The 21,494-nt window shown below is 56.9% G+C and carries 29 protein-coding genes; 14 read left to right on the top strand and 15 right to left on the bottom strand.

Going from position 1 to position 21,494, the window contains the following annotated elements; genetic code table 11:
- Position 1: 1 nt before the first annotated feature.
- Complete coding sequence (locus tag RRF56_RS20410) at positions 2–967, bottom strand: DUF362 domain-containing protein (RefSeq protein WP_317034995.1); 966 nt, start codon at positions 965–967, stop codon at positions 2–4.
- A 191-nt stretch (positions 968–1,158) separates the two neighbouring features.
- Here RRF56_RS20410 and RRF56_RS20405 point away from each other — a divergent pair, with 191 nt between their 5' ends.
- Positions 1,159–1,896, top strand: coding sequence for a DUF554 domain-containing protein (locus tag RRF56_RS20405; RefSeq protein WP_317034994.1), 738 nt, complete (start codon positions 1,159–1,161; stop codon positions 1,894–1,896).
- A gap of 95 nt (positions 1,897–1,991) precedes the next feature.
- Positions 1,992–2,495: a 2-oxo-4-hydroxy-4-carboxy-5-ureidoimidazoline decarboxylase gene (gene uraD / locus RRF56_RS20400; protein ID WP_317034993.1), complete on the top strand. Its 504-nt coding sequence runs from the start codon at positions 1,992–1,994 to the stop codon at positions 2,493–2,495.
- A 26-nt stretch (positions 2,496–2,521) separates the two neighbouring features.
- Here the strand turns inward: uraD and RRF56_RS20395 are convergent, their stop codons facing one another.
- Together RRF56_RS20395 and RRF56_RS20390 are read right to left on the bottom strand one after the other, a co-directional pair.
- Entirely contained in the window at positions 2,522–3,301 is a 780-nt protein-coding gene (locus RRF56_RS20395) for a photosystem II S4 domain protein (RefSeq protein WP_410510654.1), read from the bottom strand.
- A 280-nt stretch (positions 3,302–3,581) separates the two neighbouring features.
- Positions 3,582–4,175 (bottom strand): helix-turn-helix transcriptional regulator, encoded by a 594-nt coding sequence (locus tag RRF56_RS20390; protein ID WP_317034991.1) that lies wholly within the window; start codon positions 4,173–4,175, stop codon positions 3,582–3,584.
- Positions 4,176–4,571: 396 nt separating this feature from the next.
- Between RRF56_RS20390 and RRF56_RS20385 the strand changes: the two genes are divergently transcribed.
- A complete protein-coding gene (locus RRF56_RS20385; protein WP_317034990.1) occupies positions 4,572–5,489 on the top strand; it encodes a tetratricopeptide repeat protein in 918 nt (305 codons plus the stop codon).
- Between the two features lie 147 nt (positions 5,490–5,636).
- On the opposite strand, the gene RRF56_RS20380 is transcribed toward RRF56_RS20385, so the two are convergent.
- The 3 genes from RRF56_RS20380 to RRF56_RS20370 all read right to left on the bottom strand — a co-directional run bounded on the left by RRF56_RS20380 (position 5,637) and on the right by RRF56_RS20370 (position 7,711).
- On the bottom strand, positions 5,637–7,112 hold the full coding sequence (locus RRF56_RS20380; RefSeq protein ID WP_410510653.1) for a glycosyltransferase: 1,476 nt from the start codon (positions 7,110–7,112) through the stop codon (positions 5,637–5,639).
- Positions 7,113–7,141: 29 nt separating this feature from the next.
- On the bottom strand, positions 7,142–7,252 hold the full coding sequence (gene psaI / locus RRF56_RS20375) for a photosystem I reaction center subunit VIII (RefSeq protein ID WP_317034988.1): 111 nt from the start codon (positions 7,250–7,252) through the stop codon (positions 7,142–7,144).
- A 63-nt stretch (positions 7,253–7,315) separates the two neighbouring features.
- Entirely contained in the window at positions 7,316–7,711 is a 396-nt protein-coding gene (locus RRF56_RS20370) for a hypothetical protein (protein ID WP_410510499.1), read from the bottom strand.
- Positions 7,712–7,760: 49 nt separating this feature from the next.
- On the opposite strand from RRF56_RS20370, the gene RRF56_RS20365 reads away from it, so the two are divergent.
- Both RRF56_RS20365 and RRF56_RS20360 read left to right on the top strand, forming a co-directional pair.
- Entirely contained in the window at positions 7,761–8,042 is a 282-nt protein-coding gene (locus RRF56_RS20365) for a DUF2470 domain-containing protein (RefSeq protein ID WP_317034986.1), read from the top strand.
- A 31-nt stretch (positions 8,043–8,073) separates the two neighbouring features.
- Positions 8,074–8,316: a 2Fe-2S iron-sulfur cluster-binding protein gene (locus RRF56_RS20360; protein WP_317034985.1), complete on the top strand. Its 243-nt coding sequence runs from the start codon at positions 8,074–8,076 to the stop codon at positions 8,314–8,316.
- Positions 8,317–8,528: 212 nt separating this feature from the next.
- Here RRF56_RS20360 and RRF56_RS20355 read toward each other — a convergent pair whose 3' ends face one another.
- Positions 8,529–8,660 carry a hypothetical protein gene (locus RRF56_RS20355; RefSeq protein ID WP_317034984.1) on the bottom strand — a complete coding sequence of 44 codons (132 nt, stop codon included), beginning with the start codon at positions 8,658–8,660 and terminating at the stop codon, positions 8,529–8,531.
- Between the two features lie 369 nt (positions 8,661–9,029).
- Here RRF56_RS20355 and RRF56_RS20350 point away from each other — a divergent pair, with 369 nt between their 5' ends.
- Both RRF56_RS20350 and RRF56_RS20345 read left to right on the top strand, forming a co-directional pair.
- Positions 9,030–9,761 (top strand): tetratricopeptide repeat protein, encoded by a 732-nt coding sequence (locus tag RRF56_RS20350; protein ID WP_317034983.1) that lies wholly within the window; start codon positions 9,030–9,032, stop codon positions 9,759–9,761.
- Between the two features lie 271 nt (positions 9,762–10,032).
- Positions 10,033–11,007, top strand: a complete 975-nt coding sequence (locus RRF56_RS20345; RefSeq protein ID WP_317033747.1) for an IS110 family transposase — start codon at positions 10,033–10,035, stop codon at positions 11,005–11,007.
- Between the two features lie 221 nt (positions 11,008–11,228).
- Here the strand turns inward: RRF56_RS20345 and RRF56_RS20340 are convergent, their stop codons facing one another.
- From RRF56_RS20340 to RRF56_RS20325, 4 genes are all read right to left on the bottom strand, one after another.
- Complete coding sequence (locus tag RRF56_RS20340; protein ID WP_317034982.1) at positions 11,229–11,447, bottom strand: hypothetical protein; 219 nt, start codon at positions 11,445–11,447, stop codon at positions 11,229–11,231.
- A 179-nt stretch (positions 11,448–11,626) separates the two neighbouring features.
- The gene (tatC, locus tag RRF56_RS20335; RefSeq protein ID WP_317034981.1) at positions 11,627–12,421 is read right to left on the bottom strand and encodes a twin-arginine translocase subunit TatC; all 795 of its coding nucleotides are present in this window, start codon (positions 12,419–12,421) and stop codon (positions 11,627–11,629) included.
- A gap of 64 nt (positions 12,422–12,485) precedes the next feature.
- On the bottom strand, positions 12,486–13,367 hold the full coding sequence (locus tag RRF56_RS20330) for a helix-turn-helix domain-containing protein (protein WP_317034980.1): 882 nt from the start codon (positions 13,365–13,367) through the stop codon (positions 12,486–12,488).
- A gap of 71 nt (positions 13,368–13,438) precedes the next feature.
- Positions 13,439–13,708: a YciI family protein gene (locus RRF56_RS20325; RefSeq protein ID WP_317034979.1), complete on the bottom strand. Its 270-nt coding sequence runs from the start codon at positions 13,706–13,708 to the stop codon at positions 13,439–13,441.
- A gap of 487 nt (positions 13,709–14,195) precedes the next feature.
- Here RRF56_RS20325 and RRF56_RS20320 point away from each other — a divergent pair, with 487 nt between their 5' ends.
- The 4 genes from RRF56_RS20320 to RRF56_RS20305 all read left to right on the top strand — a co-directional run bounded on the left by RRF56_RS20320 (position 14,196) and on the right by RRF56_RS20305 (position 17,292).
- Positions 14,196–14,513, top strand: a complete 318-nt coding sequence (locus tag RRF56_RS20320) for a Mo-dependent nitrogenase C-terminal domain-containing protein (RefSeq protein ID WP_317034978.1) — start codon at positions 14,196–14,198, stop codon at positions 14,511–14,513.
- 212 nt (positions 14,514–14,725) lie between these two features.
- Positions 14,726–15,250, top strand: coding sequence for a tRNA adenosine(34) deaminase TadA (gene tadA / locus RRF56_RS20315; protein WP_317034977.1), 525 nt, complete (start codon positions 14,726–14,728; stop codon positions 15,248–15,250).
- 190 nt (positions 15,251–15,440) lie between these two features.
- Positions 15,441–16,214 (top strand): lysophospholipid acyltransferase family protein, encoded by a 774-nt coding sequence (locus RRF56_RS20310; RefSeq protein WP_317034976.1) that lies wholly within the window; start codon positions 15,441–15,443, stop codon positions 16,212–16,214.
- Between the two features lie 154 nt (positions 16,215–16,368).
- Positions 16,369–17,292 (top strand): L-lactate dehydrogenase, encoded by a 924-nt coding sequence (locus RRF56_RS20305; protein ID WP_410510652.1) that lies wholly within the window; start codon positions 16,369–16,371, stop codon positions 17,290–17,292.
- Between the two features lie 25 nt (positions 17,293–17,317).
- Here the strand turns inward: RRF56_RS20305 and RRF56_RS20300 are convergent, their stop codons facing one another.
- From RRF56_RS20300 to RRF56_RS20290, 3 genes are all read right to left on the bottom strand, one after another.
- Complete coding sequence (locus RRF56_RS20300; RefSeq protein WP_317034974.1) at positions 17,318–17,599, bottom strand: TMEM165/GDT1 family protein; 282 nt, start codon at positions 17,597–17,599, stop codon at positions 17,318–17,320.
- Between the two features lie 20 nt (positions 17,600–17,619).
- Entirely contained in the window at positions 17,620–17,973 is a 354-nt protein-coding gene (locus RRF56_RS20295) for a TMEM165/GDT1 family protein (RefSeq protein ID WP_317034973.1), read from the bottom strand.
- 160 nt (positions 17,974–18,133) lie between these two features.
- On the bottom strand, positions 18,134–18,490 hold the full coding sequence (locus RRF56_RS20290; protein WP_317034972.1) for a YkgJ family cysteine cluster protein: 357 nt from the start codon (positions 18,488–18,490) through the stop codon (positions 18,134–18,136).
- Between the two features lie 157 nt (positions 18,491–18,647).
- Between RRF56_RS20290 and psb30 the strand changes: the two genes are divergently transcribed.
- On the top strand, positions 18,648–18,779 hold the full coding sequence (psb30, locus tag RRF56_RS20285) for a photosystem II reaction center protein Ycf12/Psb30 (RefSeq protein WP_317034971.1): 132 nt from the start codon (positions 18,648–18,650) through the stop codon (positions 18,777–18,779).
- A 61-nt stretch (positions 18,780–18,840) separates the two neighbouring features.
- Here psb30 and ispD read toward each other — a convergent pair whose 3' ends face one another.
- The gene (gene ispD, locus RRF56_RS20280) at positions 18,841–19,533 is read right to left on the bottom strand and encodes a 2-C-methyl-D-erythritol 4-phosphate cytidylyltransferase (RefSeq protein ID WP_317034970.1); all 693 of its coding nucleotides are present in this window, start codon (positions 19,531–19,533) and stop codon (positions 18,841–18,843) included.
- Positions 19,534–19,769: 236 nt separating this feature from the next.
- On the opposite strand from ispD, the gene RRF56_RS20275 reads away from it, so the two are divergent.
- Positions 19,770–20,711 carry a glycosyltransferase family 9 protein gene (locus RRF56_RS20275; RefSeq protein WP_317034969.1) on the top strand — a complete coding sequence of 314 codons (942 nt, stop codon included), beginning with the start codon at positions 19,770–19,772 and terminating at the stop codon, positions 20,709–20,711.
- A 118-nt stretch (positions 20,712–20,829) separates the two neighbouring features.
- On the top strand, positions 20,830–21,375 hold the full coding sequence (locus RRF56_RS20270; RefSeq protein WP_317034968.1) for a hypothetical protein: 546 nt from the start codon (positions 20,830–20,832) through the stop codon (positions 21,373–21,375).
- The last annotated feature ends 119 nt before the right edge of the window (positions 21,376–21,494 follow it).

Below are 21,494 nucleotides of genomic sequence, written 5' to 3'. Positions count from 1 at the left end.
GCTACAGCCGCCCAGCATAGGCCGCCATGGGCTCTTGAATAAATCGAATATACAGGTGCTTAAAGGTCGATTTCACGACCCTCGGCATGCCAAAGTCAATGGGCATGAGTTCGGTCGGCAGTTGCCAATCGGCGACCAACACGTCGTCGGGCGCGAGCAGCGGAAACGCCAATTCCTCCCAGGCAGGACATAGCCCCAGCCGCATTGACTGCGCGACCGTGGGCACCACCAGGGGGTCTACCCCAAGCACCGCTACCATCGCGCGATCGAGGGCAAATACGTTGCCAGCCGCTCCCAGCACGCCCAAATCTCTGGGCTCGCCACCACTGGGGCCATTGCCTTCGTGACCAACGATGCCATCGACAATGGTGAGGGCGGGGTCGATCAGCCGGGCCGTTTCGACCAGCATGGTGCCGAAGCGCTGCACATCTTTACCCGCTTCCATATGCCACCAGGCCTTCATTTTGCCGGGTACGCAGCCAAACAAATTTTTGACGCCCAACGTCAGCGTCAGCTGCACATGGGATTTTACCTTGGGTAGGTTGATCACCACGTCGGCCTCCATGGCTTCTTTGGAGAGGCGCAGGTGATCAAAGTCTGGGTTAGCCGTGGAGTAGCGATGGCCGTGGAGTTCGACAATGGGCAGGTCGAGTGCCTGGGCCAGGGGCAGCAGACCATTGGCCTTGGCCACTCCGTAGGCGCTGCCAAAGGCAGGGCTATCGCCGAGAAAGGGCTTGCCGCCAACGGCTTTAACCTGCTGAGCCACGGCATAGACTAGCTCTGGCTCGGTCGTGCAGGCTTTGGTGGGGCGAGAGGCCGTGAGCAGATTGGGCTTGAGCAGCACGCGATCGCCCGGTTTGACAAAGGCCGCCATACCACCCAGGGGCGCTAGCACTTGGGTGAGCGATCGCTCCAGTTCGGGCCTATGGTAAGAGGTGGCACGAACTAGGCTAATGGGAACCACCATGGCACTTTCCTCGGCAACGGGCTAACAATAGATCTGTCTGGAGAATAACGTGGATCGGGGGAAGATTGGGTTGGGGCGATCGCGGATCTAATCTGCCTTACTCGGCCCCGCTCGGCAGGGCAAACCTCCCCCTTGCCCCTTTAGCTATAGGCTTGAACGGACTAAAAGAACTCATACCAAAAGGACTCTCTATGCTCAGCCTGTGGGCGAAAACCAGCGGCACCTGGATTAACGTTGCCACTGTGGTGCTGGGGACCTCCCTGGGGTTGATGCTGCGCAGCCACTTACCCAAGTCAATGCAGCAGATCATTACCCAAGCTGTGGGGCTGATGACGCTGGTCATTGGCGTCTCTATGGCCAGCAGTCTGTCTAACCTCGAGGCTGGCCCCATCGACGGCATTATTTTGGCGCTGCTGGTGATGGCTGCCGGCGGGCTGCTGGGCGAATGGTGGCAGATCGAAAAACGCCTGTCAGTCTTGGGCGATTGGCTCAAAGCACGGGTACGGGGCGGGGGGCGCTTTACCGAGGGCTTTGTGGCGGCAAGCCTGCTGTTTTGCATTGGCCCCATGGCAATTGTGGGCAGCCTCAACAACGGGCTCTCCGGCGACAATGCCCTGCTCACTCTTAAGGCCACCATGGACGGTCTAGCGGCGATCGCGCTCACCGGCACCTACGGCATTGGCGTCGGCTTCTCGGCCCTGAGCCTGTTTGTGGTGCAGGGAGGGCTATCGCTCCTGGCTAGCCTGTCTGGGGCGATCATCCCAGATCCGGTCAATAGCCCCCAAGTATTGCTGATTACTGGCACGGGCGGGCTGATGATTTTGGGCATTGGCCTCAACCTGCTAGATGTGGCCCAAGTGCGCGTGGCCTCGTTTTTACCAGCCCTGCTGCTGAGCCCGGTGGCGATCGCCATTGCCCAACGCCTCTAAGGAGTCTAGTCTTTTTGCTTAAGCAAACAGGCCCCAGATCCAAGCCGCCCAACCGCAAACCACCACCCGACACCCAACACCCAACACCCGACCTCATGCCCTACACCCTAGACCAACTCAACGCCATGGCCGAGGCCGAGTTTGTAGCAGCCATTGGCCCCGCCTTTGAAGACACCCCGGCGATCGCCGCCCAGGTCTGGCCCCAGCGCCCCTTTGCCTCAAGAGCCGATCTGCACCAAAAGATGGTGGCCGTAGTGCAGACCCTCACCGACGACGAAAAGCTGGCCCTGATCAACGCGCACCCCGACCTGGGCGCGCGGGTCGCCATGGCCGAGGCCTCTGTGGCTGAGCAGAGCAAAGCTGGGCTAAACCAGCTCAGCGCTGAAGAATACGATCGGTTTCAGCAGCTCAATCAGCAGTACAAAGCCACCTTTGGCTTCCCGTTTATTTTGGCCGTGGCAGGTCACACCAAAACCTCAATTCTGGAGAACTTTGCCCAGCGACTGCACAATTCGCCCGCCGTTGAGATGGCTACGGCCCTAGGCGAAATTGAGAAAATTGCCCGCCTGCGCCTGGAGGCCTGGATTCCGAACGCCTAGGAGCAATCATCCATGACCCCAGGGTACTAGGCGTATCGGGTGAGGTTAATCCGGTAGCGTTCTTTTTTAGTGACCGCCACATCGCCAATTTCAAGCCGTCCCTTGCCGCGAATCGCCACCAGATCTCCCGTGGCCAGAGGGTGGCTGGGTTGAGTGATCGGTTTCCAGTTCACCCGCACGTCACCGCTGCCAATCAAATCGGCCATTTTGCTGCGCGACATGCCAAACCCCGCTGAGGCCACCGCGTCGAGTCGCAGAGAAGCTTCCACGGTGGTGAGTTCTTTCTTCTGGGGCGGGCGCACCCGCAGCTGATCCCAATCGAGCTGCTGAGTTTTAACCGGGACAGAGCGCACCTGAATCAGCGACTGAGTAAGAAAATCAACGAGTTCTGGCACCGCGATCGCCTGAGCCCCCCGCTCACCGAGCACAATAATATCGCCCACCTTGCCCCGCTCTAGGCCAGTGCCCAACAGCGCCCCTAAAAAATCGCCGTGGTTGGCGGGGTCAAACATAAAGTTGCCCCCCACCGTCAGCAGCGCCAGAGGAATCTGGCTGGGGTCTAAAGGAATGTCGGTACGGGCGATCGCCAATCGCTGCCGCTCCGCCTGGGGATAGCCGCCCCAGGCCAGACTGTGCACATCGGTCAACCGCTGCAACAGAGCCGTGGCCTCCATCTGCTCTGGGGGCGTTAGAAAATCGGTAACCACAATCTCCCAGGTTTTAATCGCCTGGTCGGCTTGGTCTAACACTCGGGCCAAGCAGTCACGGTTTTCCACCGCTTTCAGCAGGTCATCCTTGGGCAGCATAGGCAGCAATAGGTAAGAGAGAAAAGAGCCATCAAAGGGGCAAACCAATGCGGGCACTGATCTTAGCTTACTGGGTTGGGCTAGGCTGCGGTAGAACCGAGCGACGTAGAGCCGAGCGACTTATCCCAAATCCTATCTGTATACCCCCGATTTGTAGGGGGCATTGCAATGCAATGCCCCTACGAGGTATCGGTTTCAAATCGGGGTTTTGTGGATCGGATTCGGTATTCAAAGCCTAGCCAACGCTATTGAGCCTGTCACAATCAGCTGGGTCAAGCTCCTAGTTCACCAGGGGTTCACTCACCTCCTTACGCTTGGCATAGATGCTCTTGAGGTGGCGCTTCACGGTGTTGACCGTGATGTAAAGCTCCTTGGCAATTTCGTCGTAGGTGCGGTTGGCCCGCCTTAGCATCCACACCGCCCGCTCTCGGGGAGTCAGATTATACTGCACCGCCTCTAGCAACGCAGAGCTATGGGCCGAGCGAGTTTTATTTTCTAGAGAAACCAACAGATAAGTATCCGGCGTTGTCGGCAAATCGAGCCACTGGATGCGAACTCGAATCTGATGGCCCGAACGAGATGTGACCTCTTGGGTGAGCACTAAGAGAACCTCAGGGTAAAACTCGCGACTCTCTTGAAGGTGCTGGCTCATAGTTTTGAGACAGGCAGGTAGCGCATCGGGGCGATCGCTCTCACCCAGGTCGCGGCAGAGGGCTCGGCCCTTTTGGTTACTGTGCACACAGGTGCCATCGTTAGACAGCACCAGAATGCCGTCCACAAACCCTTCAAGCACAGCACTGAGCAGCGGTAGGTTAGCGATCTCTTGGGTAGGGGCAACAGCAGAAGTCTGAGAAAGGGTAGAGGATGAACTCATAGTGACCATGGGCTTCCTGAGTTAAGACACAACAGAGTTAGGGGAGTCATCCGGAAACACAGCTAAGAATGTCGCGTTCTGATGAACCGAGGTTCTGTTGAACCAGGGCAATCATGAACTTGCGATAAAGAGAACCTCACTCTGAAAGCAGGGATCTCCGCACAGAAAAGCCACTTTTCTAAGTGGCTACTCAAACAACTAGCGAGGTCACAGTTGACACCATGACTGCCGCTGCGGTAATCAATTACAAGTTCAGGGCCTGGTCAACTGCCTTAGCTAAGGGAGCCAGTCGGACTTGTCCAAGTTTCAACTCAGCGCGATAGACGGTTGAAAAAACCAAAGCTTGTCTATATTGTTAGGGGCGTTCTATCGGGCCAGAGGCCACGGCGGCAAGTGATGACACGGCCTACCCTACGACTGTTGCAGTATTTACGCGGAAGCATGGTCGCTGCAGCGATCGCCCTACCGCTCTTGTCTCCCCCCTTTCGCCCCCTAGCGAGCTATGCCCAGGCCGCTGCCCCCACCGACGGAGCCGCCGCCGCTGAAGCTGCCCTTAACCAGGGGTTAGCCCTAATTCAGCAAGGACAAATTGAGCCCGCCTTGGCCCAGTTCCAACAGGCCGCTGCCCTTGACCCCAGCCTCGCCGCCGCCCACTACAACATGGGTCTGGCCCTGCGCCAAAAGGGGCAGTTGCAAGAGGCAGCCTCTGCGTTCTGGGCTGCGGTTCGCGCCGACCCCCAGTTCGCTCTGGCCTACGCCAACCTCGGCGGTGCCCTGATCGAAGGCAACAACCTCGATCAGGCCGAAGCCTATCTCCAGCGGGCGATCGCCATTGAGCCGACCCTGGGCAATGCCCACTACAACCTGGGCCTGGTCTACCAATCCCAAGGGCGATTTCCTGAAGCTTTAGCCGCTTTTGACCGAGCCGGGCAGTACAGCCCCAGGGCTCCAGAGTCGTTTTTACAGCGGGGCATTATTTACTTGCAGACCGAGCAAAACGCCGAGGCCGAAGCTGTTTTGCATCAAGCCCTGGCCCTTAACCCTCGTTACGCCCAGGCCCACTACAACCTGGGCATTGCCCGTTTTAACCAGGGGCAAACCGAAACCGCCCTGGAGTCATTTCGCCTGGCCACGCAAATTAACGGTAGTTATGCCGACGCTTACTACAGTGCCGGACTGGCCTTTGTGCAACTGGGGCGTTACGACGAAGCTCGCACGGTGCTGGAGTACGCTAAGAATCTCTACATCACCATGGGCAACCCCACCTGGGCCGCCAGAGCCCAGAGCCATCTGAACCAGCTGCCAGAAGGCTAATGCAACTTTTGGAAGACGTTCTTAATGGTGGGCAGTGCCTACTACAGTAGCCACAGTCGCCGGATAAAACGGGGATCTTTCTAGGAATTTCTTAAGCTCTAACAGTGAATCCTCGCGGGTCGATTTTGGCCAGTTCGTAGCCAAACCCTACCAAAATTTTAGCTTCCGGGAGGCGTAGAGGCACATCTTCAGCAAGATCAGCCCTTCTCTGACATGGGCAATGTTGGAGCTGCCGTAGGTGCGCGGCTGATACCGAATGGGCACTTCTACAATGTGCAGATGGAGCTTAGCCGCCCCAAACAAGAGGTCAAAGTCGCCAAAGGGGTCAAAGTCACCAAAATAGCTGCGTCCGGCTGCCAGGCGATCGTAGTCGCGCCGCCACAGCACTTTAGTGCCGCAGAGCGTGTCTTTGAGAGGCTGCTCGAGCAAAAACGAAAACAGCAGAGCAAATGTTTTGTTGGCCAGCGTATTTAGCCAGGGCATAGCCATTTTCGAGCGGGGATACACCAGGCGAGACCCATTGGCAAACTCGCCCCGCCCCGAAGCCAGCACCTCCACAAAATGGGGTAAATCTTCGGGGGGCACCGTTAAGTCGGCATCGAGAATCATCAGCAGGTCGCCGCTGGCTTTGTCGAACCCCAGCCGCACCGCGTCGGCCTTACCCCGTCCGGTCTGCTGAAAGGCTTTGAGGGTGAACGGCCCTCGATAGGTTTGCACCAGAGTCTGAATGGTCTCCCAGGTCTGGTCGTGGGAGTGGCCCTCGACAAAAATCACCTCGGTATGGGCACCTAACGGAGGCAAGCGATCCACGGCGGCGGCAATATTGCCGGCCTCATTGCGGGCGGGAATGATCACAGAACAGGTAGGGGCATTGGGGCTGGCCAACGCCTGTGGCTCAGGGCGAGCCACAATAAAGGTAGTCAGGCACAGGTGCTTGACTAGGGGCAAGGGGGCCAACCAGCGGTTGACAAAACCCGCTATTCCAGGCAGATATTTGGGCCACAAAAACCGACTGCCCCGTTTCAACGGGCGGTAACCCGTGACCGTAAGCAGATTGGCTACGTCATCCATACCCAGCCAGTTTTGGGGCGGCTGGGGACGACGCTGACCAATCGCCTCGGCCAAGCCCAGCAGCGGCTCCCACAGATGGTTGTGGAACGTGAGAATGAGTCGGGTGTGGGGCTGACAAAAGGGCTGAAGCCGCTGGAGGACCGCCTGGATATCGCCCAGATAACCCAACACCCCCGACAGGACAATGTAGTCAAACTGGCGATGCTCGGAGGCTAGCTGCGCCGGATCGAGGGTTTCGGCATCGAGTGCGTAAATGCAGAGGTGGGGGTATTTTTGGCGGGCGATCGCCGCCACCGCCGGGGCAAAGTCAATGCCCACTCCCACCGCTGGAGCCGTAGCGTGAAGCAGGTCACCGACTCCGCAGCCCACCTCTAGCACACGGCTACCAGCAGGAATAATAAATTGATGAAGCCGAGCCAGATCACGGTAGTAGTAGCGGTTGCGACGACTCCAGTGGTCTAGCTCGGGAGCAATGTGGTCAAAATAGGCCCGAATATCTTGCTTGAAGTCTTGCTTGGGGGCCTCAAGCAGATCAGTCCTATGGGCTTGAATCACGAACGTCTTGATAGTCTTTCTAGAACCTACGCAGCGTCTTCCCGCTCAATGTAAAGGAATAAAAAGGCCATCGCAACGGCGGGAAACACAAGGCCCACTAGGGGAACCAAAATAGAGGGTAAAAAGGCAGCTGGCATAGGGGTTTCTACCTCAATAGCAACATCACAGCGTTGAGCATAAGACTACTGCGAATTGGCACTCTATATGTCTGTTTCGTTACAAACTTTCTCACTCGCGTCTAGGCCTTGCTCCGGCGGGATCCGAGCGTGCCACCAGGCCTGGGTATCGCGATCGAGCTTGGCGGTGTAAAGCGTAGTGACAAACGACTGGGCACCGTAGCCCTGGCCGATAATTTCGACGCAATACGAGGGCGACTTGCGGGTAGCCATATCGGGTACAAATCGCTTGCCTACCCGCCGCCAACTCGGCTCTTTGCCTCGCCACTGAATGCGGCAGCAGGGCCAGGGCAACTGCTCACGGTCAAACAGGCGGCAGCAGGGGCCTACTACCCGATAAGTAAGGTGCGCTCCTGGGCTTTGAAAAATATGGCCCGTTGGCCAAGGGTGCTCTGAGGAGGGGGGCAAGGGCGGTATCATAACAGCAGGTAATCAGCGACCAGTGCTGACGTAGTCTACGAGATTTTTTATGGCTGAGCCAATTACCCCTGCGGTGAGCGATCGCATCTGCAAACACATGAACGACGACCACGCCGAAGCAGTGCTGCTTTACGCCACTGCCTACGGTAACCAACCCACAGCCACAGCGGCCCAGATGGAAGCCGTTGACCCCGAAGGCATGACCCTGGCAGTCACAGTAGACGGTGCCCCGACAACCGTACGCGTGTCCTTCGACCACACTTTAGAAGGCGCAGAAGACGCTCACCACACCCTGGTAGCTATGCTCAAGCAGGCCAAAGCCAAGGTTTGAGCTAAGGTCTAGGCCCATATCTATTCCTGCCATGAGCGTTTCCATTGAATTTTTGCCCGACGGCGTCACGGTCGAGGCCGAAGTGGGAGAACCCCTGCTAGCCGTGGCCGATCGCGCCGGGGTAATGATTCCGACCGGCTGTCTGATGGGGTCTTGCCACGCCTGTGAAGTCGAGATTGAGGGCACCGCAGACCCCATCTGTGCCTGCATCACAGCAGTACCTCCCGGTCAACAAAAGCTGGTGATTAACCTGTACGTTGACCCCACCTGGTAAACGAGATAATGGGCATAATTGCCGATCGGGGGAGGCTGACTAATCTGCCTTCTGTCTGAACTACCCAGCAGATGGTCGGTTCTCAGCACCATCGGTAGACCAGCCTACCTGCGCCAGAAAAATAGCGCCCTTGGGGGCAACGCCAGACATTGGAGCCAAGAGCCGCGATTGCCCACTTCGCTGGTGATCGCGTAGGCAATTTCCATAGAAATTTAGGTTAAGGCTAGGGCTAGCCCAGGCCGCTCAGCGATTTGGCTCACACCGTTGGGGCGATCGCCGCCCCAAGAAACTGGGCAAATACTCAGGCGGTTATCAAAGCCCCACACAAACACAAGAAAATACATGGGGTATCTGCGTATTTCCCCTTAAAAGAGGGGGCTATAGCGGAGCTTACCCTGCGAAAGGCCAGTTCAACCTCCGTCTATTCGCGGTTTAGCCCTCCAACTGTTAATGAGACTATAGCTCCATCGGCCAAAGTCGCAGTTTATAGCTCAACAAGGGCTATGAAGTCTCTCTCACGACCTGCTGTCATCGAGCCCGCTTTTCCGGATCGACCTAGCCAGCTCAATAACTGCCACAGGTAGGATTGGGCCATTTCAGCAGAGGTGGGAGTCTAAAGTATGTTCCCTGCTAAACCACAGGAATACGGCCCTTTTTCGCCCCTCCCGTGGAACTGATATGACGGTTTATGAGCACACTACCGAGACGACCCCATGCACATCCACCGACAACAGCAGATCCAGGTTTGCACGCTTCCTGCCCAGGCTCAGGGTGCATTATCTAAGGCCTCAACGATTTCTGCGATCGCACCGTCAACCCCAATAGCTGAATCAGCCCTCCTTTCGACTGCTGACCATAGCCTCAACCGTTTGGCCGTAGCGGCGGTTAAAGAGCAACAATATTCCCAAGCTTTACAGTTACTCAATCAGCTAATCGAGCGTCACCCTCACCAAGCTACCCACTACAGCAACCGAGGGTTAGTCTACCTGCATTTAGACCAGCCCAAAGCGGCTCTTGCTGACTGCGATCGGGCCGTGGCCTTAGAGCCAGACCTCGATCAAGCCTACAACAATCGAGCAATGTGTCACGCTACCCTAGGTCATCTCGCTGCGGCTCTCGATGATTACGAGCGAGCTATCGATCTCAACCCTTTCAACAGCCGGGCACGCATTAACCTAGGGGCCACCCTGCGGCAAACCGGCGACCTAAACCGCGCTCTAGATTGCTTCGATGAAGCGCTAATGTTTCACCAACTGCCAGAGTTTATCTATGCCGAACGCGGCCGCACGTACCATGTGCGCGGTGATTGGAACTGTGCCTTGGCCGACTATCGCCGTGCCCTAGCGGCGGCGGCTAGCCAGTCGCCCAGTCATCAGGTGCAAGCCCTGGGGCAACGGGTTCAACAGTGGGTAGCAGAGTTATTGCCACAGCAGAGCTACACCTGATTGGCTCGCTCAGCTCGGCCATGGTTGAAAACTTACCGCAAATGACTCAGGCGACGGCTGGAAACCTTTTCCCCTAATGGTGGGCAGTGCCCACCCTTGTATCTTTAGAGGTGTGTGGCAGACCGTCCCACCCTAGGTTGTCCAAAACCGAACGTAGCATGGGTCGCTGCACACCTCTGAAGTTAACTCGCAAAATCGCCAGGAGCTTAGACTCCGTATCGAGCAAGGACGAGTGATGTCAGATTAACCTCCTACACGGGTGGATACAACCATGACTGAACTATCACAAGCGCATCAATGGGTTGGCATTGACGTATCCAAGCGCACCTTAGATGTGTACGTCCGTCCACTTGGATTAAGCGTTCAGGTGGCCAACAGTGACTCTGGTTTAAGAGAGTTGCTACAGGCGTTAACGGCGTTTCGTCGCGAGACGAGTCTGATTGTGCTGGAAGCGACCGGGGGCTATCAAGCCCTGGCGGCGCGAACGTTGATGGCGGAGGGCTGGCCCGCCGTTGTGGTGAATCCACGTCAAGTGCGTGATTTTGCCCGGGCCACGGGGCGCATGGCTAAAACAGACAAAATTGATGCCGAGGTGTTGGCTCACTTTGCCGATGCCATCCGTCCAGAGGTACGGGCGATGGCGAGTGAGGCCAGTCAACACCTTCAAGACCTCGTCACGCGACGGCAGCAACTCGTCGAGATGATGAGTGCCGAAAAAGCCCGGCAACGCTCAGCACGAGCCAGGACGGGTCAGAGCATTGAGCAGCATATTGACTGGCTCAAGCAACAGATCCAAGACCTCGATACCCAGATTGAGCAGCTCATCGCCCAGAGCGATCAGTGGCAGCGCACCCGCGAGATCCTCACCAGTGTGCCGGGTATTGGGGCTGTGACGACGGGGCTCCTCTTGGCCTCACTCCCCGAGTTAGGACAGATCTCAGCGAAGCGCCTAGCCAGCTTGTGTGGCCTCGCCCCGTTCAACCGCGATAGCGGCCAGATGCGGGGTAAGCGGATGATTAGCGGCGGTCGAGCCACCGTGCGCACAGGCCTCTACATGGCCGCGTTAGTCGCCACTCGCCATAATCCGGTCATTCGCGATTACTACCAGCGCCTGCTGCAGCGGGGAAAACTCAAAAAGGTTGCCCTGGTGGCCTGCATGCACAAACTGGTGATTATTCTCAATGCCATGGTAGAACATGACACCCTCTGGCAGGCTCCGGCTTGCTCCCTGCCCGCCGCCACATAAGGAACAGCAAGACTCTGTCTGATGCAGGCAGGGCTCCTGGCTTGATTTCCGCTGCCATCCCGCCGAGGCTAATCGCATAGCAGGATGAGCTTGACAAAGAAGATAATCGCTACGGTCGCTTTGAGAAACGGTTTCCTCAATGGTGGGCAGTGCCCACCCTACGGTCGCTACAGTCACCGGACAAACCGGAGGTCTTCTTTTCTAGAGATCTCCAAACTAACTTAATCAATAGAAATGCTCTGAGGGCCACCGTTGCGGGCGCTAGCACGGCTAGCAGCAGTCTCTGAGACGGTGGGGGTAGCACCCTGCTGGCTCAGCCAGCTTTGAACGGGGTCATCGGACAGGCTAAGCCGCAGCAGGCCAGAGGCCAAACCACCCAAAAATGCCGCCGGATGAGCCGTCAGTTCTTGCACAAAGGGGGTCAGTTCATCTAAAAACATAGGTCACGTCAAGCTCTAGCAACAACGTGATCGTAACCTGAAACGCTAGAGAACAGGCATCTATCGACTGCCTGAAATGCTACCTGGAGGCCTCACATTTGACCTATAGATGGGCGATAAACAAGCGGGATTGGTTCACAGATCTCGTTTAGACAAGGCTTCTTCAACCAACCCCCACCTTACCGACCGATCGCTTTGACCATCAAAATACCGCCAAAGTACAAAAACAGCACCGCCCCTGCCAGGAGGCTCTGGGTTACGGGGTCAGTAGAGGGGGTCAGCACCGCTCCCAGCACCGCCGCCCCCAGCAGCACGTAGCGCCAGCCCTTGAGCATTTGCTCAGAGTTGACAATACCCAGCAACCCTAGCAACAACTGCAAGATGGGAATTTGAAAGGCCAGGCCGGTACTAAACAACAGCAGCAGCACAAACTCAAAATAGCGATCGATAGACCACAGCTGCTCGACGACGTCGGCACCGTAGCTAATGAAAAAGTTGAGTGCCGCCGGAATCAGGGCCACGTAGGCAAACAACAGTCCAGCAAAAAACAGCACACTTGAGCCCAGCACCAGCGGCCCCACCAGCCGTCGTTCGCGCCGAGTTAGCCCCGGTAGCACAAACATCACTACCTGGTAGAGGATGAACGGACTCGCTGCCACTAGGCCGCTGTAGCCCGCCACCTTAAAGGAGACAAAAAAGTATTCTCCCGGTGAGAGCTGCAAGAATTTGACGCCTTGGGCGGGCACCTCTAGCAGGCTAACAATGGGCTTTACTTGCCAAAAGCAAGCCACAATGGCCAGCACCACGGCAATCAGGCTGTAAAAGATGCGTAGCCGTAGTTCTTCCAAATGGTCGAACAGGGACATTTCCACATCGTAGGGCACATCATCGAGGTCAACTGCCGGGTTAGCAGCGGCACCGATGGGGTTGGCCGTCTGGGAATCGGCGGTCTCAAGCTCGGTGGGCGGTGTCATAGGTCGGGCAGCAGGGCAGTAGTTGTGCAGCTTCTATTGTAAGCCTATGGTTCAAGGCCAGGGGCTAGGGAGACTGAAGGTTATCCGCTCCAGAATTGGGCGTTAGGGTGAGGGTTCTGACGACCCCAGAGCTGCCCAGCGTAACAGCGCGATCGCCATTCACCGAAAGCTCTACACCACCAGCATTGCCGGTTCGAAACACCACACTGGTTTGAGCTGTCCAGGTATCCTCAAAGCCGCTCTCCGCAATACCTTCATAAACAGTTTGACCGTCGGCCACCACGCTCAACCAGGCGCGCTCGTTCAGGCTGGCACTCACCACCACCGGGGCTTCTAGAGGAGCACTGGCCTCAGCCTCGGGGGGATCTAGCGGCGCTGCATCGGTATCGGTATCGGTATCGGCACTGGCGTCGGTCGGTTCGACCACAGTTTCTGCCCCATCATTGTTGCCAGTAGCCTGAGACGGTGCATTACTGCGGCCCACTAAGCCCCATAGCCCAAGCCCAAGCACCACAGCCAAAGCGGCTAGCCCCAACCCCCATGGCAGAGATAGATTGCGAGACGAACCTACCGCTGGGGTAGGCGGATCTGGCTCCAGTACTTTAGTGCTGTGGCGGGGCTTAGGCTCAACGGCTCCGTTGGCGTCAGCGGTCGTCAACAATTCAGGGGTAGGCAACACATCTACCGGGGTAACCCGAAACTCTTGGGAGATGGTTTGACCATCTAGCCCCAAGGCCTCAGCATACCGACGAATAAACCCCTGAATAAAGACAGGCTCAGGCAGATCCCCATCAATGCCTGCCTCAAGGGCGTGCAGCAACGCCGGACGAATAAAAATTTGGTTAGCCAGTACCTCCAGGGATAGCCCCTGTTCTTGGCGCACCTGGCGCAGGTAGGCCCCAATAGTCTGAAGCTGCTCGATTTGAGTAGGCGCTAACTTAGCCACGGCACCTCTTGAACTACGCGATGGGCGATGAACCCGAACGAAGCTATTTTAATGGGAAATGGCCTTCCCCGTTAAAACACCTGATTCCACGCGTAGACGTCATACTCGGTCCAGATGCCATTTTGCCAATAGGGGTCACCCTCGACCAGTTCCCGCACCGCCGCTTCACTGTCGGCCTCGTAAATGCCAAACACCTTAGTGTTGTCAGTGGTTGGGCCAAGCGCCACCAGCACACCGCTGTCTTTCTGCTGCTGCAACCCGTGCAGATGGGCCTCCCGATAAGGGGCGCGTTTATCCAACACGTTTTCGCAGTAGCTCCCCCACATCACATACTTAGCCATGCTTACCCCCCTTAAAGTTTATTGATGATGGTATCAGATCAGTAATCTTCTATACAAAAATCAGTTTTTCTAAAGCGAAGTCAGGGCAGGTGAAACCCAGTTGCAAAAGTGTCACGGCTTTCACGCAAATAGCAGCCTATTTTAGTCACCATTAAAGTCAGAGAATTTCAGTAAAACCACCCAATTCTAGCGAGCAAAACCCAGGTAATTCCAGAGCTTAAACTCAATCTCAGCAAGGGTTTCCGGAATTTCTATCTCACCTGATGTAGCTGTCCTTCACAGGAGCTTTAGTTGAAATTAGCGGGACTTTGCTGATGCTTCACCTGATTCCCAGGGGAATTCTTTAGGTTAAGCAAAAGGCTCCACCAAGGTCTGTTGTTGACTCTATGTTTTTGTTGTCAAGGATTGAGTACTTATGCCAAGTCCAGCTCAAGCCTTGACCGTTTCTCAGACAGCCGCAATTGTTGGACTGGCGAGAGGTTTAACCATGAACGTCATTATGTCTACTATTGGTCAAGGGCTACACGCTGCAGGCCAGACCCTTCACCTAGATCTGTTTCGTCCGTTGCGCCAGTGGGTCAGTCACCTGCGAGTTGAGACTCCCCGCCGTGCCCGCAAGGTAGCGGAGTTGATCCCCGCGCAGTGCCCCTTTGAGCGCGATGTCGTACTTTTTGGGCGCTCCGTGGCTCACATTCCGCCCCTGTGTAAGCTCAACCCCCTCTACGATGAGCTGGTTGAGCTGCGGTTTCGGGCACTGTGTTACCTAGCCGACGAGTGCGGCGAAGATATTTCGGCCTACATTTAGCCTGTTAGCTCATCAGCCGGGTTTTTGCGGGGATCTGTAGTCTTTAGGCTGCGATCGCCGTAGAAATCCGGTTTTTTCGTGTTGCTGCATCAAAGCATGAATTTGGGTAGGGGCAAACGGCCATTTGCCCCTGTGAGAGGTTGCTCAGGCGTGGGCGAGGTTCCGGTTTACTATAGATAGCCGGGCAACGCATTTTAGCCCCTGCACCCGCCATGCTGTCTGACAAACCGCCCATTAACCAAGAGGACGAGGTAACTCTGCGTCACCACTGCTGGATGCAGCGGGCGATCGCACTGGCAGACCTAGCGGGCGAGGCTGGAGACGTGCCGGTGGGGGCGGTGGTGGTTGGCCCTGGCGACGTAGTGCTGGCCGAAGCGGGCAACCGACGCGAGCAAGATCAAGACCCCACCGCCCATGCCGAAGTGCTGGCCCTACGGCAGGCGGCCCGCCAGTTGGGCAACTGGCATCTCAATGAGTGCACCCTCTACGTCACCCTTGAGCCCTGCCCCATGTGTGCTGGGGCCATTATTTTGAGCCGCTTGGGATTGCTGGTATACGGGACCCCCGACCCGAAATCGGGAGCCGTGCGATCGGTGCTAAACCTGCCCGACGGCCCCAGTTCAAACCACCGGTTAGCGGTGGTGACCGGCATTCTGGCCGAACCCTGTCGGCAGCAGCTTCAGCAGTGGTTTCAGCGCCGTCGCCAGGAGCATCGGCGCAGGCAGTCTACACCATGACACCCCCTGAACTGTCCTGCAATCAGTCTGCGGCGTCGAGCAGTCGCTATAGGGTAGTGCCATAGACCAGGTTGAGACCCCAAATGTTTCCTGCTGTAGGCTGAATGGCAACCAGCGACGGGCATACTGAGGAGACCTGGTGTTGGCACTATAGGGTTAGCTCACCATGGCTCCTGCATTACGCCTTCCTATGAATTTTTCTAAGTTGCCTGAACCGTCTACCGATGTTCCTAAAGGGGGGGCGATCGCCCTTCCACCGCAGTCTCGTTGCTCTCCGGTGCTGACCCCGTTAGCCTATTTTCTAGGCCAACACCTGGTAATCCCCGCCTACTTTGGCCCGATTGCCATTGCCGGCCAGGCGTACCTGCCGACCAGCGGCCCCGTGATTTTGGCTCCCACCCACCGAGCCCGGTGGGATTCCATTTTGCTGCCGTTTGCCGCCGGACGTTTGGTAACTGGTCGAGATTTGCGCTTTATGGTCACCGCCGATGAGGTCAAGGGGGTGCAGGGGTGGTTTATTCGGCGGTTAGGCGGGTTTGCAGTCAATGTGCGACGGCCCACGGTGGCTAGCCTCCGCCACGGCATTGAGCTATTGCTAGAGGGCGAAATGCTGGTGATCTACCCCGAGGGGGGAATTCGCCGCGACGATCGCATCCATGGGCTAAAGCCAGGACTCGCCCGCCTGGCAGTGCAGGCAGAAGCCACCCGCCCAGGGCTAGGGGTGCAGGTGCTGCCGGTCGATATTTACTACGGTGAAGCCTTCCCCCACTGGCGCTGCCCAGTGCAGATTCAGATTGGCTCACCGCTGGCGGTGCACAGTTATCTCAATGGGGAAGATTCTCCTGAGGCCCTCAAGACCGGGGCGAAGCAGTTGACGGCCGATCTGCAAGCCCAGCTAGAAACCATGGTCGGCGATCGCAAAGCAAAAGCGGCGGCGGCTGAACCCATGCTTCCCCAGCCATAGCTTTTCTAGGCACAACTGAACTGAGAACTACAGGACAATCGACCTGAGCCGTGGTTTATTAGAGGCATTGGCCCCTAGCTCAGGATGCTCTATGTTTGATCACCTCTTCGTCGCCAATCCACTGACTGCCCTGCACCCCGACCCGCTGCGGCCCCTGAAGGGAGTCATTGTCGGGGCCGGACAGGTTGGCCTTGCCTGCGCCTACGCCTTAATGATTCAAAATGTGCTGGATGAGCTGGTGCTGGTTGATATCAACCAGGAAAAGTTGATCGGCGAGGTGATGGATTTAGAGCAGGGCATGTCCTTCGTCGAGCCTACGGCGATCAAGGCGGGCACTATGGCCGATGCCACTGGGGCCGATGTAGTGGTCATTACCGCTGGGGCTCCCCAAAAAGAGGGAGAAACTCGACTAGATTTAGTGCAAAAAAACGTCGAAATTTTCAAAAAACTGATTCCCGATATTGTCACCCACTGCCCCCAGGCGATTTTGCTGGTGGTGGCCAACCCCGTCGATGTGCTCACCTACGCGGCTTGGAAGCTGTCGGGGCTGCCCAAGTCCCGAGTTTTTGGCTCGGGCACCGTGCTCGATACGGGGCGATTTCGGTATTTGCTCTCTCGCCGCTTAGATGTGGACCCTCGCAGTTTGCACGCCTACATCATTGGGGAGCATGGCGACAGTGAGGTGCCCTTTTGGAGCCACGCCAACGTCTGTGGTACCCCCATTTACTACGACGGCATGCCCGCCGATGAGCGCGCCGCCATGGATGATATTTTTCAGCAGACCAAAAACGCGGCCTACGAGATCATTCGGCGAAAGGGCTATACGAATTACGCGGTAGGGTTGGCGGTAACGCAAATTGTGCAGTCAATCATGCGCGACCAAAACCGGGTAATGACGGTTAGCTGCATCGCCGACGAGATTTTTGGGGTGCAAGATGTGTGCCTGAGCGTACCGGCAGTGGTAGGCCGCATGGGGATCAGCCGTCGGTTAAACCTCACCCTCAGCACCCACGAAGAAGGACTGCTGCGCCATTCGGCCCAGACCCTACGGGATGTGATCGACCACATTAGGTTCTAGGGGCTGATGCCAACCGGGGGCAGATTTAGTCGGCACTCTCACTAGGCCACAGCAACCTTACCGCCAACAGGGCAAACCCCACGGCGGCTACCGCTTTGACCAAGCGTTCTGGCAGCACCTGGGCGGTGCCTTCGCCGATGATTACCCCCAGTAGACTAGCCAGCAGCAGGGCGGCAGCGGTGCCAAAGAACACGGCCCGGGGAGAGGCTGAGCTACCCCCTAGGGCGATCGCGGCAAGCTGACTTTTATCCCCCAATTCTGAGATAAAAACGGCGGTAAAGCTGAGGGCGAGGAGGTTCCAGTCCATGGGGAGATGGGGTGATGGGTCTAGAGGTGAACAATATCCCAGAGGAGCCAGACGGTGATGCCGAGCAGCATGGCTCCAGCGGCGGTGTCTAGGGTGGCAGGGGATACGCGGCGAGCCAGCCACTGACCGAGCAGTACGCCGATTAGGCTGGTGGTGACCAGGGCCGTACCAGCTCCTAGAAAGACCACCCAGGGAGACTGGGATTGAGCGCTGATTAAGAGCGTGGTGACCTGGGTCTTGTCGCCGAGCTCAGCCAAAAAAATGGTGACGAACGTAGAGCCAAACACCCGCCAAAAGGCGGCTCGGCTGACCGAGGGGGCAGGCTTGGCTTCGGTGGTAGCAGGAGGCTGAGGAATAGGACTAGCAATAGACACGACAGAATCAGCAGATAGGTCAGTTAAACAGTCCCCACGGCCAAACCAGCAACAGCGCCAAGGCCGCTATATACAGCTAGGGATTTCATAATGCTTTCATTATCTGCAAGAGCAGGCGCGATCGCAACCCTCCTCCCTTTAGGGGATGACAAAGCCCATCTTAGGCTTCAAGTCCTACAGCTTGATTGAACCGATCCATCTCTGGGCTCTCGTCGCCATAGATGTCGGCGATGTGCTCTTGGCAGCAGTCAATGGCGAAGTCGTCGAGGTCGTCGGCCTCAATGGCAAACATGGTCTCAAAGGTGTCGAAGGTAACCCGGCAAAAGCTGGGCCGGTCGGGGTAGATGGTGCAGAGGCGATCGCCTGGGTTGTAGTGAATGCACCAACCGTCGTCACCCACCATACTGAGGTAAAGCGCCAACTGGTCGGGGTTGAGGTATGACTCTAGATCGGGGCGCTCGTCGGGGGCTAAAAAGCAGCAGGCCCCGCAGGACTTAACACATTGCCAGGTTGCCATTGATTCTCCTCTGGCCATCTGAGGCCCATGGTTGAGGGCAGCGGGTGCTGCCTTAGAATTTTGTTAAGTTATCTAAAATGGACAACCCGTTAGCAGGTAAAATAAGCTCCGAAAGCAAGCATCATTTTAGTCCAGTCGCCTTGTGTTGGGAGGTTTCATGAGCTTTCTGAGTAGTTTTTTGAGCAATATTAACTTTGAACTCATTGCCCAGTTGACCATGCTTGGCATGATCGTCATTGCTGGCCCGGTGATCGTGTTTCTGCTGTTTTTGCGCGGCGGCGACCTCTAGGGGCAGCCGTCTCAGGCCACAATTTCATTTTCAAGCCATGCAGCGTCTGGGCACCTTCGGGTTAACCCAGGCGCTGTTTTAGTATAAATTCTGCGATCGCTAAATCCATCGGCGTTGTGACTTTGAGGTTGGTTTCTTCACCGGGCACTACCTGCACGGGCAGGTCGCACTTTTCGAACAGGGCAGCATCATCAGTGACGGCCCAGCCGTGATCCAGCCCCTGCTGATGGCACTGCTTGAGCATCGCAACATCAAATCCCTGGGGGGTTTGGGCCGCCCAGAGATTTTCGCGGTCGGGGGTGGCGGTGATCTGCCGATCGCGATCGACGACTTTGATCGTGTCTTTAACCGGCACCGCCGCCACCAGCCCAGGGCCAGTGGCCAAGGCCGCCGCACAGCGATCAAACAGGTCTGGAGTCGCCAGACAGCGCGCCCCATCGTGGATCAGCACATGGGTGGCTTCGGCAGGCAGGTGTTGCAGGCCGTTATAGACCGATTCTTGCCGACTGGTGCCCCCCAGGATCATCACCACAGGCTTAGGTAGATCTAAAGCAGTGACCAGGGATTCTAGGGCAGGGCGATCGCCCGGTTGGCAGACTAGCCCAATCCAAACCACAGCCTGGGCCTGGGCCGCAGCCTTGAGCGTCCAAGCAATGATGGGCTGACCCAGCAGCTCTAGCAACACTTTATTGCGATCGGATCCCATACGGCGACCGCTGCCAGCGGCGGGAATCAGGAGATGGACAGGTGTCATAGCGGGCTGAGGCTTGAGAGAGCAGTTTTAAGGGATTGGGGCCAAGAGACAGCCGTTCGAGGGACGAAAATCAACGGCCAGCGGCTTGATTCTGGCGCTTGATTGGAACGTTTTGGCTCTCCAACCGAGAAATTTATCGTCTTTGGTGAAATTTAATGCGGTTTGTCAGCCAGATATCCCCTAAACCTTGACCAGGTTCAACTACAATAACTTGCGAACAGGCACGGACGTTAACTATGCGGGTACTGGCTCTTGTTCCAGGGGATACAGAAGCTCAGCTGAGCTTCTTTCCGATCATTAATCAGATCAAAGATAGCTTCAAAAACGCTGAAGTATCAGTAGTTGCGGCTCCTAGCGCCACAGCAATATATCAGCTATCGAAGGGGGTTGCCGAGGTGGTGCCCTACAACTTTGAGGCCGCTAACAGCCCCGCCGACTGGGCCAACCTGCTGGGGATTATGCGCGATCGCGAGTTCGACGCCGTCCTCACGCTGACCGATTCTTGGTCCATTGCCCTGCTGCTGTGGCTGAGTGGCGTACCCACCCGTCTGGGCTATAGGGGAGCAGCCAACGATCTGCTGCTGACGGCCACCGTACCCCGCTCCGCAGAACCGTCTCACCACAGCGATCTGCTCAAGCTGATCAAGGTCAGCGGCCCCACCCCCGCCCTGACGGTCAACGTCCCCCGCAAAGACTTGACGGCGGTAGACGCCATGCGCCAAGAACTAGGGCTAATGAACGGCTACGTGTTAGTCTCTCCTGGTCCCGCACCGGGCGGTGCCACCTACCCCACCAAAAATTGGATTGCCATCCTCAAAGATTTTCAGCAGCGTCAGCCCGACCTGCCCCTGGCCCTGCTACAAACCGACGATGCCGCCCCCCAAACCACCGCCATTGTCAACGCTATACCTAGCCTTAAAGTTTTACGACCCGAAACCCCAGGACAGACGGCAGCCCTAATTGCCGCCGCTAATCTGTTAGTGGCGGTCGAAGGCTATCCGCTGGCGTTGGCGATTGCCCTAGAGGTTTACACCCTGGGCCTCTTGATTAGCGATCGCACCACCCTACTCAAGGCCCAAGGCCAAGACCGTTTGGTGGCGCTCACCTCTACCACCGGCTCTCTAGACGACATTGCTCCCGACCAGGTGCTGAAAAAAATCTGGAGTGAAGCCAGCTAATCTAGCCGTTATTTTGGGTTCAACCTACCCATAGCTGCCCCTTAAACCCGGTAATGTAGGGTCGGCCCAGCAGGCCGTCATACCAAACCCATGCTCAGCCATTGGAGAATTGAAACCTATGGACACCATTAAAGATCAGGCTAATGTCGTTAGCCAACTCCTGTTTTCTGCCGACACCGGCAATATTTATAAAAAAACCCTGACCCGCACTTGGGATATTCTCCGAGAAGTGGGCGTTTTGCTCTGGCTAGTCCTTTGCCTCATCTTTGTCGGCGGCGAATGGTTTTACCGCACCGCCGTGGGCCTAGGTCGCAGTACCCGCGCTTGGTACATTGGGCTCAGCGAAAAAGACTCCAGCGTCGAAGCCGAGCCCATCACCTCTACCGGTCAGGCGCTGCTGGAAACCGTGCAAACCGGCACCGCTTACCTGCTGAGTCAAGCCCGTCAGCAATTGGGGCTTCCAGAACCAGAACCACAACCAGAATTACAGATCCCTGAATCACCTGCGCCCTCACCTCCGGTGACCCCGCCCGTGCCAACCCCTGTTGAACCCCCAACCCCCAGTGGCCCCCCCGCCCCCGTTGAACCGTCAATTCCCGCCGAATCGCCATCCCCAGTGGCCTCAGTCAGCGCTGACCTTGAAGCAGAGGATGACCTAGCCTAGGGTTGAAACCGTGGGGCTAGCCACCTTAACCGGTCAGGGAGAATTTAGTCCATGACAGACCACCAAAAGACTTGATTCTGTACAGTACGCCTTCTCTCTAGTCTATTCGCCCTTCCCCA

Source organism: Nodosilinea sp. E11, assembly GCF_032813545.1.
Classification (GTDB): Bacteria; Cyanobacteriota; Cyanobacteriia; order Phormidesmidales; family Phormidesmidaceae; genus Nodosilinea.
This window is presented reverse-complemented; position numbering and strand designations above follow the sequence as displayed.

Excerpts from the sequence above, each read along its gene's own strand:
- RRF56_RS20410 (WP_317034995.1), bottom strand. The coding sequence starts at position 967 with ATGGTGGTTCCCATTAGCCTAGTTCGTGCCACCTCTTACCATAGGCCC.
- RRF56_RS20405 (WP_317034994.1), top strand. The coding sequence starts at position 1,159 with ATGCTCAGCCTGTGGGCGAAAACCAGCGGCACCTGGATTAACGTTGCC.
- uraD (WP_317034993.1), top strand. The coding sequence starts at position 1,992 with ATGCCCTACACCCTAGACCAACTCAACGCCATGGCCGAGGCCGAGTTT.
- RRF56_RS20395 (WP_410510654.1), bottom strand. The coding sequence starts at position 3,301 with ATGCTGCCCAAGGATGACCTGCTGAAAGCGGTGGAAAACCGTGACTGC.
- RRF56_RS20390 (WP_317034991.1), bottom strand. The coding sequence starts at position 4,175 with ATGAGTTCATCCTCTACCCTTTCTCAGACTTCTGCTGTTGCCCCTACC.
- RRF56_RS20385 (WP_317034990.1), top strand. The coding sequence starts at position 4,572 with ATGACACGGCCTACCCTACGACTGTTGCAGTATTTACGCGGAAGCATG.
- psaI (WP_317034988.1), bottom strand. The coding sequence starts at position 7,252 with ATGCCAGCTGCCTTTTTACCCTCTATTTTGGTTCCCCTAGTGGGCCTT.
- RRF56_RS20370 (WP_410510499.1), bottom strand. The coding sequence starts at position 7,711 with ATGATACCGCCCTTGCCCCCCTCCTCAGAGCACCCTTGGCCAACGGGC.
- RRF56_RS20365 (WP_317034986.1), top strand. The coding sequence starts at position 7,761 with ATGGCTGAGCCAATTACCCCTGCGGTGAGCGATCGCATCTGCAAACAC.
- RRF56_RS20360 (WP_317034985.1), top strand. The coding sequence starts at position 8,074 with ATGAGCGTTTCCATTGAATTTTTGCCCGACGGCGTCACGGTCGAGGCC.
- RRF56_RS20355 (WP_317034984.1), bottom strand. The coding sequence starts at position 8,660 with ATGTATTTTCTTGTGTTTGTGTGGGGCTTTGATAACCGCCTGAGTATT.
- RRF56_RS20350 (WP_317034983.1), top strand. The coding sequence starts at position 9,030 with ATGCACATCCACCGACAACAGCAGATCCAGGTTTGCACGCTTCCTGCC.
- RRF56_RS20345 (WP_317033747.1), top strand. The coding sequence starts at position 10,033 with ATGACTGAACTATCACAAGCGCATCAATGGGTTGGCATTGACGTATCC.
- RRF56_RS20340 (WP_317034982.1), bottom strand. The coding sequence starts at position 11,447 with ATGTTTTTAGATGAACTGACCCCCTTTGTGCAAGAACTGACGGCTCAT.
- tatC (WP_317034981.1), bottom strand. The coding sequence starts at position 12,421 with ATGACACCGCCCACCGAGCTTGAGACCGCCGATTCCCAGACGGCCAAC.
- RRF56_RS20325 (WP_317034979.1), bottom strand. The coding sequence starts at position 13,708 with ATGGCTAAGTATGTGATGTGGGGGAGCTACTGCGAAAACGTGTTGGAT.
- RRF56_RS20320 (WP_317034978.1), top strand. The coding sequence starts at position 14,196 with ATGAACGTCATTATGTCTACTATTGGTCAAGGGCTACACGCTGCAGGC.
- tadA (WP_317034977.1), top strand. The coding sequence starts at position 14,726 with ATGCTGTCTGACAAACCGCCCATTAACCAAGAGGACGAGGTAACTCTG.
- RRF56_RS20310 (WP_317034976.1), top strand. The coding sequence starts at position 15,441 with ATGAATTTTTCTAAGTTGCCTGAACCGTCTACCGATGTTCCTAAAGGG.
- RRF56_RS20300 (WP_317034974.1), bottom strand. The coding sequence starts at position 17,599 with ATGGACTGGAACCTCCTCGCCCTCAGCTTTACCGCCGTTTTTATCTCA.
- RRF56_RS20290 (WP_317034972.1), bottom strand. The coding sequence starts at position 18,490 with ATGGCAACCTGGCAATGTGTTAAGTCCTGCGGGGCCTGCTGCTTTTTA.
- psb30 (WP_317034971.1), top strand. The coding sequence starts at position 18,648 with ATGAGCTTTCTGAGTAGTTTTTTGAGCAATATTAACTTTGAACTCATT.
- ispD (WP_317034970.1), bottom strand. The coding sequence starts at position 19,533 with ATGACACCTGTCCATCTCCTGATTCCCGCCGCTGGCAGCGGTCGCCGT.
- RRF56_RS20275 (WP_317034969.1), top strand. The coding sequence starts at position 19,770 with ATGCGGGTACTGGCTCTTGTTCCAGGGGATACAGAAGCTCAGCTGAGC.
- RRF56_RS20270 (WP_317034968.1), top strand. The coding sequence starts at position 20,830 with ATGGACACCATTAAAGATCAGGCTAATGTCGTTAGCCAACTCCTGTTT.